The sequence below is a fragment of the Candidatus Methylacidithermus pantelleriae genome (assembly GCF_905250085.1).
Classification (GTDB): Bacteria; Verrucomicrobiota; Verrucomicrobiia; order Methylacidiphilales; family Methylacidiphilaceae; genus Methylacidithermus; species Methylacidithermus pantelleriae.
Genome location: NZ_CAJNOB010000045.1, coordinates 1 through 18,153, shown reverse-complemented (window position 1 = coordinate 18,153; position 18,153 = coordinate 1). Strand labels below are relative to the sequence as shown.

At 55.0% G+C, this 18,153-nt stretch carries 16 protein-coding genes; 10 read left to right on the top strand and 6 right to left on the bottom strand.

The genetic code is table 11. The features are described 5' to 3' along the window. The first annotated feature begins 95 nt into the window (after positions 1-95). Both KK925_RS08535 and KK925_RS08530 read left to right on the top strand, forming a co-directional pair. Positions 96-1,283, top strand: a complete 1,188-nt coding sequence (locus KK925_RS08535) for a hypothetical protein (RefSeq protein WP_174582292.1) — start codon at positions 96-98, stop codon at positions 1,281-1,283. Between the two features lie 37 nt (positions 1,284-1,320). Continuing rightward, on the top strand, positions 1,321-1,833 hold the full coding sequence (locus KK925_RS08530; protein ID WP_174582291.1) for a YrhA family protein: 513 nt from the start codon (positions 1,321-1,323) through the stop codon (positions 1,831-1,833). A gap of 67 nt (positions 1,834-1,900) precedes the next feature. On the opposite strand, the gene KK925_RS08525 is transcribed toward KK925_RS08530, so the two are convergent. Both KK925_RS08525 and proB read right to left on the bottom strand, forming a co-directional pair. After that, the gene (locus tag KK925_RS08525; protein ID WP_174582290.1) at positions 1,901-3,172 is read right to left on the bottom strand and encodes a glutamate-5-semialdehyde dehydrogenase; all 1,272 of its coding nucleotides are present in this window, start codon (positions 3,170-3,172) and stop codon (positions 1,901-1,903) included. After that, positions 3,169-3,963: a glutamate 5-kinase gene (proB, locus tag KK925_RS08520; protein ID WP_174582289.1), complete on the bottom strand. Its 795-nt coding sequence runs from the start codon at positions 3,961-3,963 to the stop codon at positions 3,169-3,171. The genes KK925_RS08525 and proB overlap by 4 nt, the downstream gene beginning before the upstream one ends. Positions 3,964-5,886: 1,923 nt before the next feature. On the opposite strand from proB, the gene KK925_RS08515 reads away from it, so the two are divergent. Beyond that, complete coding sequence (locus KK925_RS08515) at positions 5,887-9,114, top strand: efflux RND transporter permease subunit (RefSeq protein WP_174582288.1); 3,228 nt, start codon at positions 5,887-5,889, stop codon at positions 9,112-9,114. A gap of 32 nt (positions 9,115-9,146) precedes the next feature. On the opposite strand, the gene KK925_RS11310 is transcribed toward KK925_RS08515, so the two are convergent. Then, positions 9,147-9,272, bottom strand: coding sequence for a hypothetical protein (locus tag KK925_RS11310; RefSeq protein WP_268905646.1), 126 nt, complete (start codon positions 9,270-9,272; stop codon positions 9,147-9,149). Positions 9,273-9,599: 327 nt separating this feature from the next. Here KK925_RS11310 and KK925_RS08510 point away from each other — a divergent pair, with 327 nt between their 5' ends. From KK925_RS08510 to KK925_RS08495, 4 genes are all read left to right on the top strand, one after another. Further along, positions 9,600-9,842, top strand: coding sequence for a recombinase family protein (locus tag KK925_RS08510; RefSeq protein WP_214096435.1), 243 nt, complete (start codon positions 9,600-9,602; stop codon positions 9,840-9,842). A 79-nt stretch (positions 9,843-9,921) separates the two neighbouring features. After that, positions 9,922-10,275 carry a hypothetical protein gene (locus tag KK925_RS08505; protein ID WP_174582287.1) on the top strand — a complete coding sequence of 118 codons (354 nt, stop codon included), beginning with the start codon at positions 9,922-9,924 and terminating at the stop codon, positions 10,273-10,275. Between the two features lie 57 nt (positions 10,276-10,332). Continuing rightward, positions 10,333-10,581: a hypothetical protein gene (locus tag KK925_RS08500; protein WP_174582286.1), complete on the top strand. Its 249-nt coding sequence runs from the start codon at positions 10,333-10,335 to the stop codon at positions 10,579-10,581. Positions 10,582-10,713: 132 nt separating this feature from the next. After that, positions 10,714-10,953 (top strand): hypothetical protein, encoded by a 240-nt coding sequence (locus KK925_RS08495; RefSeq protein WP_214096434.1) that lies wholly within the window; start codon positions 10,714-10,716, stop codon positions 10,951-10,953. Positions 10,954-11,848: 895 nt separating this feature from the next. On the opposite strand, the gene KK925_RS08490 is transcribed toward KK925_RS08495, so the two are convergent. Then, a complete protein-coding gene (locus KK925_RS08490; RefSeq protein WP_174582284.1) occupies positions 11,849-12,505 on the bottom strand; it encodes a helix-turn-helix transcriptional regulator in 657 nt (218 codons plus the stop codon). A gap of 90 nt (positions 12,506-12,595) precedes the next feature. Between KK925_RS08490 and KK925_RS08485 the strand changes: the two genes are divergently transcribed. The 3 genes from KK925_RS08485 (at position 12,596) to KK925_RS08475 (ending at position 16,113) form a co-directional block, all read left to right on the top strand. Then, positions 12,596-13,552, top strand: coding sequence for a multicopper oxidase domain-containing protein (locus KK925_RS08485; protein ID WP_174582283.1), 957 nt, complete (start codon positions 12,596-12,598; stop codon positions 13,550-13,552). Between the two features lie 34 nt (positions 13,553-13,586). Next, positions 13,587-15,407, top strand: coding sequence for a hypothetical protein (locus tag KK925_RS08480; protein ID WP_174582282.1), 1,821 nt, complete (start codon positions 13,587-13,589; stop codon positions 15,405-15,407). Between the two features lie 349 nt (positions 15,408-15,756). After that, the gene (locus KK925_RS08475; RefSeq protein WP_174582281.1) at positions 15,757-16,113 is read left to right on the top strand and encodes a helix-turn-helix domain-containing protein; all 357 of its coding nucleotides are present in this window, start codon (positions 15,757-15,759) and stop codon (positions 16,111-16,113) included. A 625-nt stretch (positions 16,114-16,738) separates the two neighbouring features. Here KK925_RS08475 and KK925_RS08470 read toward each other — a convergent pair. Both KK925_RS08470 and KK925_RS08465 read right to left on the bottom strand, forming a co-directional pair. Next, complete coding sequence (locus tag KK925_RS08470; RefSeq protein ID WP_174582280.1) at positions 16,739-17,182, bottom strand: hypothetical protein; 444 nt, start codon at positions 17,180-17,182, stop codon at positions 16,739-16,741. Positions 17,183-17,708: 526 nt separating this feature from the next. Then, positions 17,709-18,153: hypothetical protein (locus tag KK925_RS08465; RefSeq protein ID WP_174582279.1), on the bottom strand; the 445-nt coding region annotated here is incomplete at its 5' end.

The window sequence follows — 18,153 nt, the reverse complement described above, 5'->3', positions numbered from 1 at the left end:
GATCGACCCACTCTGGGGGCAGGATGAAAACGATCTCCTCCACCTCGCGTAGGAAACGGCACGCCTTAGCGAGCGGTGTAAAAAAAGTAGACAGGATGTTGCAGATGCTCTTAGCTATGGGAGGACCCGCCCTCATTCGACGCGGCCCAAGGGAGGCCCCGGGCGTAGTTCTACAAAAGACCAAAGTTCGAATCCTGGACCGCCACGGCTCAGAGTACAAAAGGAACGTTTTGGAATACCAGCGAACGCGAGGAGAGTTTTTACGCGGCCTTGCTGCCCATCCGGTGGGCCGATCCCTGGCACTGATCGCCTTGGGCAAGGAAGGAGTGGAAGCCTTGGAGCAAGGGAGGCTACCCAAGTGGCCGACCGGCGCATGGGTTACGGTCAGTTCGCCGCCCATGGTTAAGATTGGGAGTAAAAAGACTTGGGAACGATTGCCCATCCGAGGTCCCATTTTTCCGAAAGATCGGCCCCTAGGTCCCCTTCCCCACAACCTCAAAACGGCGAGGGGAAAGCCGGTATCCTACCCGCCGCACGCAGCGAAAGACCAAAAAAGCCAGTCCTCCGAAGGGTACCAGTGCCATCACATCGTCCAAAAAAGCACGCTATCTGTGAACGACCCCACTGGCGTTAACGATCCCTGCAATCTTGTGGTCGTTCAAACCCTCCGGAGCGGAAACAATCAGCGCAATTGGCATCATTATTGGCACGCAGGTTTTCTCCACCCACAAACCCACCTGGCAGCTGGAAGCCTGGCCACCGTCTACTTCGTGCGCCCGCTTTTCCCGATTTACCCTCCCATTTGCCAGGCGTTTCACACCGTAGAAGAGGTACAGGAAGCCTTGCAGAAGCTTGACCCCAATGCCAAACTTCCCCGTGCTTGGGCCCAGAGGTTAGTGGCTTTTTCCGAAGCAGTTGGTCATCGAGAACCCCTGGTACCAGAAAAGTGCCGCGAGGCGATTCGGGCGTTTCAGGAAATCCATCTTTCCCCCGATCACGACCCGGAGGATGAAGAAAGGCGCCGGCAACGCGCGGCGGAGCTTGGGGCTCCTTGGGCCTGTCAATGGCTTCCACCTGGTGCACAAGTCCTAGGGAAGTGTGTTCCCAAAGACCAGGAGCACAAAACTCCTCTCGCAGTAATTTCGGAACCCACCCGAGGTCCCTTAGAACCCCTCTCCGGCAGCGAACACACCCGTAGCGGTCGGCATCGTCGGAGTCCTCGCCATCCAGGATCAGCTGGAAAACAAAAGAAGCCTGGAACAAGGAAGGAGCTGAACCGCTAGCCGAAAACCAACAAAGAAGAAAGGAAGAAAAGACCCCATGAATCCATCCCGACAACCAAAGTACCTACCGTACTTCGAAAAGCTAAATGCCTTGCAAACCGAATTCGGCTTTCCGCCGTTTGAAGGAAAGCCCATCGAAAAAATCCGAGCTTATCGAGACCGGCTCCGGGAGGAGTTCGGGCTTGAGCTTCCGGAAGACTACGTGGAGTTTCTCCAACGAGCCGATGGTTTTGCAGAAAATGGAGTGGTTTTCTACGCAATCGATCAGGATGACGAATCCGATCAGCTCCTTCCAGGATTGCTCGCGGAAAATGCTGAGTACCAAGAGGCGGCAGAAGAATTACGCGAGTATCTCGTGCTCGGACATTCCGATCTTTACCTCTACGCGTACCACCTCCCGACGCGTAGCTATCGGGCGCTGGAAGAAGATACGCTGGAAATCGGGAAGGAATTTGAGGACTTTGAGGATCTTATGACCTGTGTCCTCAAGTACGAAGTCCTTGGCCTCTTTGAAGAGGACGAGGAAGGATCCGAGGAGGCCACTTCCTAAGCGTCTTGCCAAAAGCCATCCCTCGCGGAACAAGCTTGCTTTTCTCACCTCCAAAGGTAGTGGAAAGTCACGTCCGAACCGTGCCCCTACCAATGACGCAGTACTTGTAGGAACAAAGATCCTCGAGCCCCATGGGTCCCCGGGCATGGAATTTGCCCGTGCTAATTCCAATTTCTGTGCCAAACCCAAACTCTCCACCATCGGTAAACCGGGTGGAGGCATTCCAATAGACCACAGCTGAATCCACCTCCCGAAGGAACCTCTCTGCTGCCTCGGCATTGTTCGTGACTATGGCATCAGAATGGTGCGAGCCGTACTGCTCAATGTGTTCGATAGCGCCATCGAGCCCAGGGACGACCCGCACAGAGAGGATAAGGTCCAGATATTCTGTCGACCAGTCTTCTTCTGTGGCCGGTAGGATCCCAGGACCTCCATATTTTAGCGCCAGGGGATCCCCTCGGATTTCTACACCTGCCTCCCGCAAAGGCTGCAAAAGCTCTCGAAGCTTTCCACACGCTAGCTCCTCGTCTACCAGAAGCGTCTCCATGGCATTACAAACCGAGGGACGCTGGCATTTAGCATTCACAAGGATCTCTTGGGCCATGGCCAAGTCAGCGTCCTTGTGGACGTAGACGTGACAGATTCCCTCGGCATGTTTGAGAACTGCCATTCTCGCGTTTTCAACCACCGTTTCGACGAGCCTCTTGCCTCCCCTCGGAATGACCAAGTTGATCCACCGGTCCAAACGACAAAGAAGAGGAACCATCTCCCGTTCCACGGTAGGAACCAGTTGCACCGTATCCGACGGCAACCCGGCCTTATCCAACCCATCTCGAATCGCCTCAACCAGCACGGTGTTGGTCCGAAACGCCTCGCGTCCCCCCCGAAGGATAACGGCGTTTCCGGCTTTAATGCAAAGCACAGCCGCATCCACGGTTACATTAGGCCGAGCCTCGTAGAAAATGGCAATTACTCCAATTGGGACTCGAACTTTCTGGATGCGAAGCCCATTGGGCCGAGTCCACTCGCGAATAACCGTCCCCAGCACCGAAGGCAAAGCAGCAACCTTCCCGACCGATTCAAGAAGTCCATCCCAACGAGCTGAGTTGAGAACCAGCCGATCCACAAGCGCGCTCGAAAGTCCCTCTTTTTTTGCACTAGAAACGTCCGCCTCATTCGCTTTCAAGATCTGGTCACGGCGGCTGTGGAGAGCAGCAGCAATCAAGCCCAAAGCCTCATTAAGGTGTTCTGCCCCACTTTTAGCCAGCTTTTGGCTTGCTGCATGGGCCCTTCTTCCCAGCTCTTCTGCCAGTTGCATTTGCTCTGAAAGATCCTTCATGGCGCAAAAAGGGTACCCAGCTCCTCACCCTGTGCAAGGCGAATAAGGATGTTTTTGGCACGACCATCGGCCACGACGGTCGGAATCCCAGCCTGACCGGCGATTTCTGCGGCTTCCAATTTCGTGATCATACCGCCCACGGACCGTTCGCTGCGGCTATCCCCAGCCCACGCCCGAACCCGGGCATCGATTTTCTCAACACGGGAGACAATTCCGGCTCTCCCATCACGGCCCTTCCACAGGCCCCGAACAGTAGAAAGAATCACCAGAGCGTCGGCCTTGGCCATAATGGCCACGTGAGCCGACAACCGGTCGTTGTCCCCAAATTTAATCTCCTCAAACGAAACAACATCGTTTTCATTGATAATAGGAACAAATATTTTGAGCGCCAAAAGCCGTTCGATTGTACGCTGAGCATTTCCATACAGGGTGCGGCTATCGAGATCCAAGTACGTCAGGAGGAGCTGGGCCACATGAAGGCCATAACGGTTAAAGGCCTCCTCATAGTGGCGCATGAGCTTCGGTTGGCCAATGGCTGCGCACGCTTGGAGCTCTTCCATTTGCTTCGGCCTGCGGCTCAGCCCCAAAGCATACATTCCAGCCCCAATAGCTCCCGAACTGACAATCACGATCTCCTTTCCCTGCTGCTTGAGCTCTGCCACTTGGGCGACAAGCTCTGCAATCCGGCCAGGATCTAACCGACCCTGAGGGTCGGAAAGAATTCCTGTCCCAAACTTAAGCACCCAGCGTTTCCCGGGGAGCCGCGGCTGATCCGAAGAAGTCCTTCGCATACGGGTCTCTTTTCACTCAACTATACAATGGGGACGGTCCCTCAAGGAAAAAGCATGGAAGCTCTGAACCAGCGCAACGAACCGCTCGGGTTTCGGTAGATAGACCCTCGGGATCATCCCAAGCTCGAAGCCCCCTCTATGGCCCTAGCGAACCCAGGCCTACTCAGCATTGGAGAGCTCGCCTCTCCCCCTTTTTTGAGACATAAAAGGCACTAGATGGCAATTCTCTTTCTCCCACAGTGAGGTCCTCCTCCCGAACGAATTCGGTTGCATCCTCAAGCGGATGGGCACAAGATCTACCCCGCGCTTCGGTTCACGGACCCCAGGGCGTCCCAACTGGAATCACAAGACCGCGGAGAACGTCCCGCGGTCAGCGGTAAAAGACCCCGATGGATCCGCTAGCTTCAGGAGCTTTTCCCCAGGCATGGCAAGTGCTTGGGATGCACTGCTTGTCCCTATCATTCCCAACGGCGATTGCCAAAAGCTCTGGCCTTGTACCAAAGCATGGGGATGATCTTCCAGTATGACCAGGTACGAAGCCATTGGTTCATCCGGGCGCCGTAGTCCCTCTCATCGCGGATACCACTGTGCTCACCGATGGACGCGTCGTTCGAACCACGCTGCGCGCGCTTTTGAATGAAACGCTTTGTGGCCATGGGCAGAACGTACTTAAAACTTGCGGCGTTCCCCTGTTCGCGACCTGCGGAACCGCCGCGACGCGCGTGGGCCTATTTTCGATGCCGGCTTCCCCTGGACCGCACCTTCTTCCCGTACCAACGGAGCACCTCGATGGGACGACGCAAGTAGGGAAAAGCCCGAGCCGTCTCCGGAAGCCGCTGCCAGAAGCACGCCCTTTGTCTAGATCCACCGCTGCACGACCTTTCCCGTGGTCCCGAGGCAAGAGGAAAGATTCAGAGCTCCTCGTCCCAGAGCGAACCCCTACACATGCGGAAACGCCGTGAACAAGCCCCGTGCGCTGGCTCCCTATAGAACCTTCAGGGATGATGGCTGGGGTAATGCCGGCGGCACGGGTAGGAAGATAGGGAAATGATCCCGCATCACCTCCAGACCGAGTCCCTCGTCGCCGTGATCCCGCTTCAGGTTGCGTAAGCCCTTCCTCTGAGCGCCGCGTTTAGAGGAAAAAACCAGGACACGCCTGCGGGATTTGATTAACCATGCGATAGGGTAAGCGATCTTGGAGAGAGCGTTGGACGTGGATTTCCAGGTCCTCTTTTGTATTATGATGGCAGGGTGAAACGACAGGAATTTCTAATGGGGCTCGTGGATAGGCAGACAAATTAGAGGGATCCCAGCTTTGTTTCGGCTCGCCGTGTTTCTAAAAAGAAGCCGGGACAGGATAACGAAAAGATCCCAATACAAACCTTAAACCAGTTGACGTTTCTCTGCACCGTACGTTAGGTTGTCGAAATCGGTGAAGGTGATTCCCAAAATTCTCTGCGCAGTCCTCCTAGCTCTGCTTTGGCTGTCAAACTCCCCCAATTCGTCCGGTTGGGACGATTGGACGGCAGAAGACCTCTCTTCCCAAGCACAAGAGGTTTACTTACCGCAGTTGTCTCCCCTTCCCTTCATCAGTGAGGATGTGCTAGCCCTAGTTAGCCCGCCGTCGAACGAGGACTTTCTCGATTGGCTTTTCCACCAGGATAGCCTTTTACCCGATTGCTGGTCCCATAGTCCACCTGCACCCCCACCTAAACCTCAGTGGTAGCCATTCCCTTTGTGATGGGCAAAAGCAACCCGTGGTGGGGCCCTTTTTCGTGTGTGCACCTTCTGCGGTAACGCCTCTAGCAAACCAAGAGCCAGGAAAGACTACTACCAGAAGGTGACTACGCTAAGGAGCTGACTCTCCGAGTGGCCAGCAGCGCTTAACTGGGAGAAAGTTTTGAGCTAGCAAAGTAGAGAAAGATGGCTGGACTGATTCGCTTTTCTATTCAAGAGCGCTTCTTTGTCGTGGTCGGAGCCACGGCACTTCTTACTCTAGGGCTGTGGCGTCTTGGTTCTCTCCCGATTGATGCAGTTCCAGACATCAGTAATGTGCAAGTCCAAATTAACACCCCGGTTGCATCGCTTGGCCCAGAGGAAATCGAAAAGCTCGTCACGATTCCCATGGAAATTGCCATGGCCGGTCTGCCGAATTTGGTGGAGATGCGATCCCTTTCCAAGTTCGGCCTTTCACAGGTTACCCTGATTTTCACAGATAAAAGCAACATTTACCGCTGTCGCCAGCTCGTAAACGAAAGGTTGGCTACGGCGAAGGATTTTCTTCCTGAGGGTTTGTCGCCCGAGATGGCACCCATAAGCACCGGACTGGGCGAAATTGTCTATTATTCTCTGTCTTTTTCCGAGGATGCACCCAACCGTCCTGCCAGTCCCTTGGAACAGCTCATGGAACTAAAGCTCATTCAACAATACTTGGTCCGACCCGCAGTTCGTTCTGTCCGAGGTGTCGCGGACGTCAACACCACGGGCGGATATGAAAAGCTCCTCCTGATCGAGCCGGATCCCCCTAAGCTTTTCCGAGCAGGAGTCACGCTTAAGGAAGTCGCTGATGCGGTGAGCGAAAACTTGCAGAATGCCGGCGGCGGGATTCTCGAACAGGCCGGAGAACAAGTGGTCGTCCGTTCGCTCGGAAAAGTTCTCAACGTGCAGGAAATTGAAAACCTGCCGATCCGGATCGTACCAGGTGCACGAACCATTCTCGTCCGGGATATCGGCAAAGTCGGCATCGGTGCACGGGTACGAACTGGGGCCGCGACAGAAAATGGGCGAGAAGCCGTTTTAGGGACCGTCCTTATGCTGATGGGCGAAAATGGCCGAGAGGTTGCCCGTCAGGTTCGGGAGAAACTTCAGGAAATCCAGAAAACCCTTCTTCCGAAAGGTGTCGTTATTCGCCTGCTCTACGACCGATCTCAAGTCGTAGAACGAACGATTGCAACCGTCCGACAAAACCTTACGGAAGGGGCTCTGCTAGTGGCGGCTGTGCTCTTCCTTACCCTAGGGAATGTCCGGGCTGCTCTTTTGGTAGCCTCCGTGATCCCGCTTGCCTTCTTGTTTGCGACCTCCCTCATGGGACCTCTAGGAGTATCCGGCAATCTCATGAGCTTAGGGGCCCTTGACTTTGGGCTCATCGTGGATGGAGCGGTCGTGATGGTCGAGGCCATCTTGCGGGAGCTTGTTCACCTTCAGTCCCATAGGGGAAGATCCCTTGAAGCTTATGAGCGTCGTCACGTTATTGAAAAAGCCTCCATTCAAGCTGCCCCAGCGGTGTTTTTCGCGGTTATCATTATCACGGTGGTCTATTTTCCCATCCTAAGCCTTACAGGCGTAGAAGGGAAAATGTTTCGTCCAATGGCAACGACAGTGATTCTCGCTTTAGTTGGTTCTCTGCTTTTGAGTTTTACCTACGTCCCTGCAGCAGCATCCTACGTTTTTGTTGGGCGCTTGAGGGAAAGCGCCCCTCCTTTGATGCGTCTCATGGAGGTTCTGTACAGAAAGTCTCTCCCGTGGTCTCTCGGGCACGGTGCTATTCTTCTGGTTGTGTCCCTGGCTCTCCTTGCAGTGAGCTTCCATGTCTTTCGAGGATTAGGGGCGGATTTTGTTCCAAAGCTCGATGAAGGTTCTTTTGTGGTTTCGTTTTATAGGACCCGAACCATGGCACTCTCTTCCTCCTTAGACTGGGAAGAAAGGGCAGAACGCTTGCTGTTACAAAGAGTTCCGGAAGTGGACTATGTGTATTCTCGGATCGGGATGTCAGACACTCCCACCGATCCTGCGAGCCCCAACGAGAGCGACCTCTACGTGATGCTTAAGTCACCAGACCGATGGCGCAAGAAAAACGGAAGACCGATTTCCAAAGATGAATTATCACTGGAGATCTTTCGTCTTTTATCCCTACACGCTCCAGGCCAAAAGTTCCTCTTTTCTCAACCGATCGAAAACCGGTTCAATGAAATGCTCATGGGGATTCGTGCGGACGTCTCCATTAAGATTTTTGGTCCAGACTATGATGTTTTGGAACGCCTAGCCAAAAGAATCCAAGAGATTGTCTCCTCCGTCCCAGGGGCAGCGGACGTGGCGGTCGAATCGGCTGGCTGGTCCCCAACCCTTGAGTTTGTGCCCGACCGAAAGGCAATGGCGCAGTACCATGTTCACGCCTCAGAGCTTAACGACGCCGTTACCATTGGTTTATTAGGAAAGGACGTAGGACTCATGATCGAGGGATGGCGACGATACTGGGTTGCGGTGCGCTTGCCCGATTCAGTCCGGAGTCATTGGAAATGGATCTGGGACCTTCCCGTTCGGAATGAGGAGGGGCGGCTGCTTCATCTGGGGCAGATTGCTCAGGCTCGAGTCGAAGACCGTCCCAGATCGATCGCCCGGGAAAACTGGGAACGACGTCGCGCAGTACTCGTTAATATCCGAGGCCGTGACCTGGAAGGCTTCGTCAGAGAAGCGGAAGCCAAGGTGCGCGCCCAGCTCTCACTCCCTGAGGGGTACCGGATTACGTTCGGGGGCCAGTTTGAAAATTTGCAAGCTGCCAAGGAACGGTTGCGTGTTGCGGTTCCTCTAGCTTTAATCCTGATCTACCTCCTCCTCTATGCTGCGTTTCGTAGCTTTCGACAGGCAACCTTGGTTCTTGCTTCAGTCCCCTTCGCCGCTACCGGTGGGGTATTTGCTTTAAAATTACGCGGTCTCCCGTTTAGTATTTCAGCCGCAATCGGCTTCATCGCCGTGTCGGGAATCGCGGTTTTAGGGGCCATTGTTCTCGTTCGGGCTTTTAACACACAGATCTGGTCTTCCCACAAACCGGTTCGAGAAACGCTTTGCGAAGCCTGTTTTTCCCAATTTCGCCCGATTGCCATTGCTGCTCTTGTCGCCAGCTTAGGTTTCGTACCGATGGCCATCTCCCACGGCCCGGGGGCGGATGTCCAACGCCCTTTGGCGATTGTTGTGATCGGAGGGATTCTGTCGGCAACGGTTCTGAGTCTCTTTCTTGTGCCGATTCTTTACCGGTGGGCCTATCGGTCCGGTCCGCCTCGAGTCCCGCAGGAGCCACCAACCACTCCCGTTCTAGCTGGGGTTGAAACGGACGAGAGCCCCCAAGAAAACTCTTGGAGCCAGCGTGCTCCGTAGAAAAGCCTCTAAAACCTTGCAGGGTGGCCGCGTCAAAGACCCCGAGGAGGCGGGAGTTTTTTCATCGTTTTTAAGTCGCCGCGCGTATCGATCCGGCTTTTGAGGAAAGCTCCTTCTAGGGTGGCTAACAGCCAAACAAGACACCTAAGGTTGTTCATGGCAGTATTTCTCTGAATGTGAGTACGTGGGCCAAGCGGCAGGGTGTTGGGTGCAGGACGGCTTGGCGGATGTAAAGGGGGGCGTTTGCCCGTTCCCGGAGAATCGTTGCCAACTGGGAAGCTCATTGTTCATGCGGACTCTTCGCAACCCGATGGGGTGGCCTTCTACGCGCGGGTGTGCAAGCGCCGGTGAAAAAAGCGGATTGAGACAGCAAGCTGGTTTAGGTTCTCTCAGTTTACTCTCAAGCAAACGGCTGCGGATCGTCAAGGCCGTCAGGTGGTCGGCTCGGGGATGAACGGCGATCGCAAAGAGCTCGTTGGGCAGGTTTGTCATCCGAAGGTCGGCGCTGTCCTGGTCGAGCACCGCCTCCAACTGATCCGTATCGGTTTCGAGTACCGGTAAGCGGGATTGGCCGGCTAGAGTCGATCGATCCTGGTGGCGGGCCGAATGGGATGACCGACGATATCGTGCGCGACCTGCAGGAGGTGATCGTTTCATTGTGTGCCAGGCTTTACGAGAAGAAATCCGCGCAGAGCCGTGCCAAGAAGGCGCTCGAAACCATCGCATGAGCAAGCTCGCTGTTTTCCCTAACCCGACGCAGTTGCGGGTGACGCCCGAGCAGGAGCGCAGCAGAGCCCTTTCGTGCAGATGCGTGCTGGCGTTTCACGGAAGAAAATTAAGCGATCCTGGCTGCCGCGGTTTAGTCTTACCGTCCAAGAGTTTTATACCCTGCCCGTCCAAGCTCGAAGGAAAGATCGCTTCGATTGGCGAACGGCGGTCCTAGTTCTGATGGAAAAGCTAGGGAAGAAATTCGGAAACTGGGAAGAGGTCATCTGCGACCTTGAGGAGAAAAGGGCGCGATCGAACGGTTTTGATCAAAAAAGCGGCGGCTGGCTATCCTTCCGAGCAAGCTTGACGCGGTCCTCGCCGATCCGGTGGGTCTCTGTTTCGGTTGCCGCCGCATCTTCCCGTAAAAAGTTTTCATGGGAAGAAAACGGGTAGGTCAACCATGCGGACCGGAAGAGGGATTGGCAGGCGCAGCGAGGGAGCCCGTTCTGTGTGCTGGGGTCGAAGGACGAGGCCGCCGGCAACCAGTCCTGCCAAGCCGTAGTCGCCTCGGACGGCGGCCTTCGGCTGCAGTTATGGTTGCCGGATGGATGGGGGAGCGCGAGCCAATATCTGGTTCTTACGGGCATGCGCTTCGCCCACGGCCAGGAGGCGATCCTCCAGGCACTAACTGCCAGCTGGATCGTGACCGGGACAACAAGCCTCGGAAACTCGTCTGGAAGCGGGAGGGATCCGCGGTAAAGCTACGGCTTTGTGCGGGAGCGCAAGGGGTCGCGGGTGTTTGCCAAGCGTCGAGGCGCGAAGCCGTTTCCCTGCTGATTCGCCGCCTTGCCGGAGCGGTCGGCATCGACACGAACGAGGTATCGTCTCGCTTTGGCCCAAACGGGCGGCTTGGGCAATCGCGTGAGAATCCGCGGGATCCAATTGAATCTCTATGGCAAGAACGAGGAGCAAACGAAAGCGATCCTTGGTGATGCGTGGAAAGAAATTGCCCGGGGGTATGCTCAATCGGGTAAGGCGCTTGTCATCGAGCGAGGGGATTTGCGCAAGAAAAAGCTTGAGCTTGAGTCGGTGGATCCCGTTCGGACTCGCCCGCTCTCTTCCTTCGCCTGAGCTGAAGCGATCGCGATGGTGAAGTCGGCTTCTTTTGCTGCCGCAGTCGAAATGATCGAAGTCGACTGGGTCTACACGTCTCTCATCGGCGCAGTCAATTACGCGCGCCATCATGCCACAAGGTCTAGCTAGAGCGCGGTCTTGTGCTCTCGCCCGGAAACCATTCGGTCTCTTTGAACATCTAATCCGTGCCAGAGACAGTCGTATCTACTCCGCAATGGGGGTCATGTCACCTTCGCCCTAGCCGCAAGCAATGGGAGAAGCATGCATGGTCGTGTCTATAACGGGGGTTCGGAAAAGACTTCAAGAGGCGTAAGCAGCGTATAAGCAGTCGGCAGGCAATGGACAACCTCCCGCACCTCTTTCCTCGAAAACGTGAGACTGGGCGCTATCCGGGCTTTGCCAGCGGAATCCCAGCACGCAAATCGTCGGCAGCACTGTCCGGCCGGCGTCCCGGACCATCCTCCCTGACAGGGGAACGATTGTCTAGGGTTTTAGGAACGGTTCACTAGGCTGGCCCGGACCGTTCTACCAGGACAAGCTGGCCAAGCAGTATGGTAAGGTTTCTCAAATCGCCTAAGCTGCATATTCTTGCCTCGTAACGGAGAGTGAGGTCCCAAGAAAGACTGGGGAGTTTGGGCTAACAAGCTAGCTCATTTTACGAAAGCCATCGTGGCATCGCTTCGCTCTTCAAACTCTGATACCCTTTGGCAGAGGCTGAGCCATAAAGAGTTGCGGTCCTGCCACTGTGGTGGCCTCAAAGGAAAACCCATCCCAACGTGCTCCTGCAACCCAGAAAGCCCTCTCTTATGGGCCGAGAACTAGCTCAGAGACTAACCTTACCAAGGGAAGTCCACCGCCGTTAGGGAAAAGCGTTGCTGGCGTTGAGCATCGGCTAGGCGCAACCAAAGGCTCGCCTGGTATTCGATCCCAGAGGGCAAAAGGCGCAGCACAGCCCGCCTCGCACCATGCACTCGCGATGTTCCACACGGCCCAGGAGCGCATCCAGAAGACCTAGGTCTAGAAAGCAGACCTCTGGGTTCTCTTTTGCCAAATGATGATAAATGCAGTTAAAAGCCCGGATAAAAGGGGGATCGGCATCAGCCACAAGCTCGGCTTCGTACCCTAGCTCGCTCATAATGGCCACGACTTCCTGGAGACGCTCGTTGTCTTTTTTCCCTGCCAGGCGCGCAGAAAAATTCTCGGCGAGTTTCTGGCCCAGCTGGTAGAGAATTTTTTGGGTCGATTCGGAGCCAAAACTCTTCAGGTAGTGTTCTAGGAGCAGGCGAGCAAACCAATCGTAATGCTTGGGGAAGACATGGAGACCACTTTCGGTTAGCACGTAGAGATGGCTAGGTCTACCCCGAGTTTTGACTAGCTCGCTGCGGGCGACCAACCCGTCTCGTTCCAGGGCGATAAGGTGTTGTCCCACGGCCGCCTTGGAAATTCCTAGTTCTCTGGCCAGCTGGTCCATCGTAAGACCTCCTTTTTTTTGCAATAACCTTCCGAGGATACCAGCTTGGCGGCTTCGAAGGGCGAATAGGTTTTCCATAGATGGATTGGGTTCCAGAGGCGGAAAAAAATCAAGTTTATCAATTTTATTCTTTACAAAGTTTCATTTTTTTAGAACACTTTGCCCACCATGAAGCCCATCCCCTTCCGTTGCGTCCTTGCAGGGTTCCTTTGGATCACGCTATGTGGCCTGGGGGGCGCTCCACCCCTCTTCGCAGCTTTCCACCGCATTACCCTCAAGGCGGCGCGAATGCCTTCCGGCCAACTCGCTTACCAGATGGAACGTCACCTCATGGAAGAAAATGGCAAAACTCGTGACCTAACCTCCCTCTATGCCAAAGGTCCCACGATCCCCGGCCCCACCCTTGTCCTCCAGGAGGGCGACAAAGCCGAGGTCACCCTGGAACACGGCATTGAGGGCTCCCATGACCCAGTCAGCATCCACGTTCATGGAGTCCACTATAAGTTCCCCAGCGACGGCACAACGAAAATGCTCAACGGGGTCCAAGACCAAGTCGCTTACCCAGGGAAGCCTTACACCTATGAATGGGATGCTGCCCTCGGCACTGCCGGGACTTGGCCGTACCACGATCACGCATTTGGAGACCCTATGGTTGGAGCCGAGGATAAGGGCCTTTTTGGCACCGTTATCGTCAATCCAAAAGGCAACAAAATTGCTGCCTTGATCGATGGACAAATTACCCAAGTGGATCTTTCCCAGATCAAGCGGGAGTTCATCGTATGGATGCACGAAACCACGATTTGGGGCCAGGAGTTAAATCATATTGTCCACCGGGAAGTCCCGTTATGGACCAACCCCATGTTTGGAGCTAAACTAGGGGATCTTGTCCGTTTCCACGTCCTTGGCCTCGGAACAGCGTTCCACACCTTCCACCTTCATGGTCACCGGTGGCTGGATCCGGGCACCCAAGCCATTGTAGATACCGTCGTCATTGGCCCGGTGAGTCGTACCAGTTTCGTGGTGAAAGCTGGAGAAGGTGTAGGCCCAGGATACTGGCACTACCACTGCCACGTCGTCCAACACATGCAAAGCGGAATGATGGGGAAATTCCGCGTGATTCCTTAGTTCGTCGTTAATTCTCCACCGAAAGGAAGCCACCATGAAAAAATCTGCCTTCACACGATTTTCCTTATTCTTGTCCTGGATGCTCTTTTTGCCGCTCGCCCGCTCCTCCGGCCAACAAGGCGAAGAAGCCATCTTGAGCCAAGCAGGGATTCTTCCCACAGCGACCCTCGAAATGACCGACGAGCCTGGCACTTGGTTCAAAAACCCGGTTCGCGGCGACGCCTTGGCAGTTATAAAGCCAGGGGAAGCGGTCCTTATCAAGATGACCGACACAAACACCGAGCACACCATTACCAGCCTGCTCTGGCCCGTTGGAGCGAAAGGAGTCCCAGTAGACCAGGAAAAGCCATCCTCCAGTAGCGTGACGGTTCAGCTAACGGAACCCGGCCTCTACGTTTTTACCTGCAAGGTTCATCCCTACATGTTTGGTGCCGTCATCGTGGATGACCCTGCCACGGACGGTCTAGATCTAGGCTCCCAGTGGGAGCTTCTGACCGGCGCCAAGATTCCCGTAACAAGCGATCTAGCCAAAAAGCTCCTGCGCACCTTTTTTGTCGCCACCACACCAAGCCTTTGGCGCGACTACCGGAAGCCGACATGGGACGTTACTCTTCCGGATATCCCGGTCAGAGCTGGAGGAAAAACGTTCTCCCTACGAACCTTAAGTTTTTCTGCCTCAAACAAGCTTTTCTCACCCCCTGTCCCAGGCGTCGGGGAGGTTTGGGTCGACACCCAGTTTGAGAAAATCTCAGGCAAGACAAAGTTTGGCTCGGCAACGGAGTTAGACACCACTACCTGGAAGATTCTGAAAAAGGTCAAGGGGATCCCCACCAACCTGAATCACCCTCACAATATGTGGACGGATGTAGCCTACCAATACATCTACCAAACCGAGTGGTTCGACAAGCGAATGCAGGTGTTTGATCGGCAAAAGGGTAACATCACCAGCGTAATCCACGTTGGTAATTCGCCCTCGCACGTTATGACAAGACCGGGGACTGACACCCTGTATGTGGCCATCAATGGGGAAGAGAGGGTTGTGAAGCTTTCCCCTGGCGCCAACCCCAGCCCTATGGGAGCCATCCCTACCGGTCCCCACACAGGCCCGCACGGACACTGGCTTAGCGATGACGGGAAGTGGCTCATCACCCCTAATGCCCTGGCGGGCAGCGTATCCGTCGTTGAGCTGGACAGTGAGAAGGTTACCGAGATCCCGATTGGAGCAGTGATCCCAATTGCCGTTGGAATGACGCCCGATGGCAAACGCGCCTATATCGCGAATTTTCTGGGTACTCCTCCGAAGGTTTCCACCTTGTCTGTCATTGATGTGGAGGCGAAAAGAAAGGTCGAAGACATTGACCTCGCTGCGGACTACGACCCGCTAACCGGAAAAGTAAACGGGCCCGCTTACGGACTTTTGCCCATTCAAACGCCAGTAAGCCCTGATGGTAAGTATGTCGTAACCGCCAACACCTTGAGCCAAACCATCACGATCGTCGACACAAAAACCAATCGCGTCCTCAAACAGCTGCCGGCCGAGCCGGGTGTGCACGGGGTGGAGTACGGCTTTAAGAAAGGCGGAGGATATTATGCCTATGTAGCTAGCAAATTTTCTAACGCCCTTACTGTCGTCGACTTGGATCGGCTAGAGATCGCTGGAAAGGTTCTATTGGCCGATACTCAGGATAGCCAGATTCAAGCTTATAACGGTTTCGGAGGACAAGGGGTATTAACGATCCCGGTCCCTATGCAGGGCTGGTTGAGGGAAACCCTTAAACTCGTGGGGTCGGGAAAACTTCCTACGCACGTGGAACAATGGCTAGCCATTCTTACGCCACTCCAGAAAGGCTTATAAACCGCGATCCTCGTCGAAGAAGTAAAGTGTGCACCTAGGCAAAAGGTTTCTGAGCGGAATGGACCATAGGTACAACCTCAAACGATAGGGAAGAGACCAAGACTCTTTACGGGTGACCTCCACGCCGTAAACCAGCCAGTGGGACAAGGAAGCTCCGCGATGAGCGGGCGGCCCGCTGGCTGGATCCGTGGCGGTGACAAAAACCTTGGGGCTTTTCCTAGGCTCAGCGAAACCACCGTAAAATGGCGGCGAATTCATGAAGAAGAAGCCGGCAAGAAAAAAAGCCGACAGATCCCGTAACGGGTGCACCCAAAAAGCCAATACCCGGATTGGTAAAGCGTTTTCCTTCTTGAGACGCCAAGCCGGACTCACTCAACGACAGCTAGCAGCCCGATTGGGAACAAGTCAGGCGAGCCTTTCCCGTATCGAGACAAGCCCAGATGAGCACTTGCGTCTTGGGGATATGGCCGCTTACCTCTCCGCGCTGGATCAAGCCCTGGTGGTGATTCTGGGTAAGCCCGTGTCGTTCGCTGAGCTTGTGGAAACCTGTCGTCAAGGGAGGTTGTCTGTGTTGGAGGACTTGCTAGTCGAGCTCCCCTCAGAGAGGAGCGAAAAAGGACAGACCCCCAGCCCGCTTCTCCCCGAAATTCGATGTGTGGAAAGCTCCGCCATCAAGGTGTTTCTTATGCGTTTCCTCCGGGAGTAGAGATCACATTACGTATGAGACACAACCCCCCTTTTTTAAGAAAATTGCCTCTCATAAAAGCTTTCTCTGCCATAAGTCCTTCGAGAGGGCTGACAAGGTTGAGCTCCCCCAAAAGCTTCGCATCGCTGTTTGGAGGCTTTCTGGGAACCGTCGCTTTGCCATGGGGCCATGCCTCCTCGAGCCATAGCAAATGTGGCGTATAAGCATCATTGTGATTAGAAGCTTTTACTCCTGCCATTGGCCCGTGGGGTGACCTCAACATCAGCTTTCAATGTGATCCCCTGGGTTACCTTCGGAAGAAAGACCAATCCTTGGGATGAGGCGCCATCGCGTGTGGGATGCACCGAACTTTGGCAGCTTCGACGCTTACGGCGATGTCCCCTTTTCGACGGGTATAAGGATCTCCGCCCCGTTACTTTCCTCGCAGCTCCACAGCCATAGGTATTAGCGTACATACAGGCTCCGGTCCTTGCTACCCGGATCCGATCTTCTTCTGGATCGCGGGAACGTCAGCCGGATGCCAGCGAGAGCGCACCTTCACTCGCCCCCCTCTGGAAGCCAGCCCGAGGTTCTTCCCCGACGGGTCGACCCACGGATGCGGACCACTACCAGTGCAAGAAACGGACTACCAATACTCCCTCCAGCTTGCAAACCACCACCCGACCAGCGCGTGCTGTCGACGGAGCACCCCGGGTTGGCCCTCCCCCTGAGTCCACTCCAATGAGAGGCGCAAGCCCACGCCTGACAATCCCAGTCCCGGCCAAAGGCAAGGAGACACTCGCTCAAAAAAAAGACCCGCTGACCCATCGGGTCCTATGCAACGACCAAGGAGTGGGTCGGCGTGCGCCACAACAACCAGCCGGGTAGTGGCTCGCAAAGAAACAATGGCTCCCTTGGAGGCCGGAAAACCCTGCTGGATCCCGCCCCTTGCGAGAAACTGCGCCCGAGGGCAAACGCGAACAACCCAGAGCCAATGCAAAGACGTGGACCTACCGAGTGTCGCCTGACCTAGGCCGTCTCCTGCCAGAAGTCGATCGCGGACCGATTCGACCAGTGGTGTGGTCTCCAAGGATGTTGCGGCTCCGATGGTCCGGCCATCACCACCCAAAACCCTGTTGTCGTTATTTCACCCTCTGCCCACTCACCGTAAGCCCATGTTCCCCCCAAAGTCCCTGTCGGGCCACGGGGCGATGGCCGTGGGCGACAGAGGCGCACTTTGACCCATCCAGCTAGCCGCTCCGATTCGCTCTCCGATGGACACATGGCCTGGAGCTCCCATCGATCGCATAACTCTCCTGCTCACCACCCTTAGCGACAAGCCATTGGCTTAGTTCCCTAATCCAGATTATGCCACCCCATTTCTCCCACCGCCTTCCGCTAGCACAAAGGTCTTTCCTACTGACTCATAGAAAACGAGACTGGCTTTTCCCCTACCCGTGGACAACTCCTCTTGTCGTTAGGCGGCTATCTATGGAAAGAGAGAACGCCCTAATCACCGCCGGCTTACGTTTTTGTCCCCATACCCCAGCCACAAGAAAAAAAGGGGATTTTTCTTCGGCGGCCGAATTTTTCCAATAGCCAAGACAAAGCCTGCCTTACTGCCGAAAGCTCCAACCGAACGTTACCGAAACCGAAGGAAAGCCCCCGTGTATGCTAACATGAAGTGCGACGTCCAGCTGGCTATTTTTCTGCAATAGATACAAAAGCCCAGTGCCCAAAATGGGTGAGAACTCAAAGTTTTGAGAAGTTTCTCTTTCCAAAAAAGCCATCTCACCAAACCAGGCCGTCTGAGAGGAAAGTTCGCACTCCACATTAACCACTTGGAGAGAGCTCCAAACGACCGGATCTCCCGTTTCCAACCAAACACCTGTCATGGCCTCTACCTCCCAACCCGGCCCAACCTCCCCACCCCAAGGAAACAAAACGCCAAGTGCGTAACTCCGCTGTGGCTCAGTCCTCACCCCAGTGGGAAGAAGGACAAAAGGAAGAATCGCTCCGGCCGTCTTCCCGGCATCATTCCCCCAAAGGTTGTATTTGAGC

What these genes read in the sequence shown, in the direction of transcription:
- KK925_RS08505 (WP_174582287.1), top strand. Translation starts at nt 9,922, where the DNA reads ATGCGTGCTGGCGTTTCACGGAAGAAAATTAAGCGATCCTGGCTGCCG.
- KK925_RS08515 (WP_174582288.1), top strand. Translation starts at nt 5,887, where the DNA reads ATGGCTGGACTGATTCGCTTTTCTATTCAAGAGCGCTTCTTTGTCGTG.
- KK925_RS08485 (WP_174582283.1), top strand. Translation starts at nt 12,596, where the DNA reads ATGAAGCCCATCCCCTTCCGTTGCGTCCTTGCAGGGTTCCTTTGGATC.
- KK925_RS08490 (WP_174582284.1), bottom strand. Translation starts at nt 12,505, where the DNA reads ATGGAAAACCTATTCGCCCTTCGAAGCCGCCAAGCTGGTATCCTCGGA.
- proB (WP_174582289.1), bottom strand. Translation starts at nt 3,963, where the DNA reads ATGCGAAGGACTTCTTCGGATCAGCCGCGGCTCCCCGGGAAACGCTGG.
- KK925_RS08525 (WP_174582290.1), bottom strand. Translation starts at nt 3,172, where the DNA reads ATGAAGGATCTTTCAGAGCAAATGCAACTGGCAGAAGAGCTGGGAAGA.
- KK925_RS08530 (WP_174582291.1), top strand. Translation starts at nt 1,321, where the DNA reads ATGAATCCATCCCGACAACCAAAGTACCTACCGTACTTCGAAAAGCTA.
- KK925_RS08535 (WP_174582292.1), top strand. Translation starts at nt 96, where the DNA reads ATGTTGCAGATGCTCTTAGCTATGGGAGGACCCGCCCTCATTCGACGC.
- KK925_RS08480 (WP_174582282.1), top strand. Translation starts at nt 13,587, where the DNA reads ATGAAAAAATCTGCCTTCACACGATTTTCCTTATTCTTGTCCTGGATG.
- KK925_RS11310 (WP_268905646.1), bottom strand. Translation starts at nt 9,272, where the DNA reads ATGAACAACCTTAGGTGTCTTGTTTGGCTGTTAGCCACCCTAGAAGGA.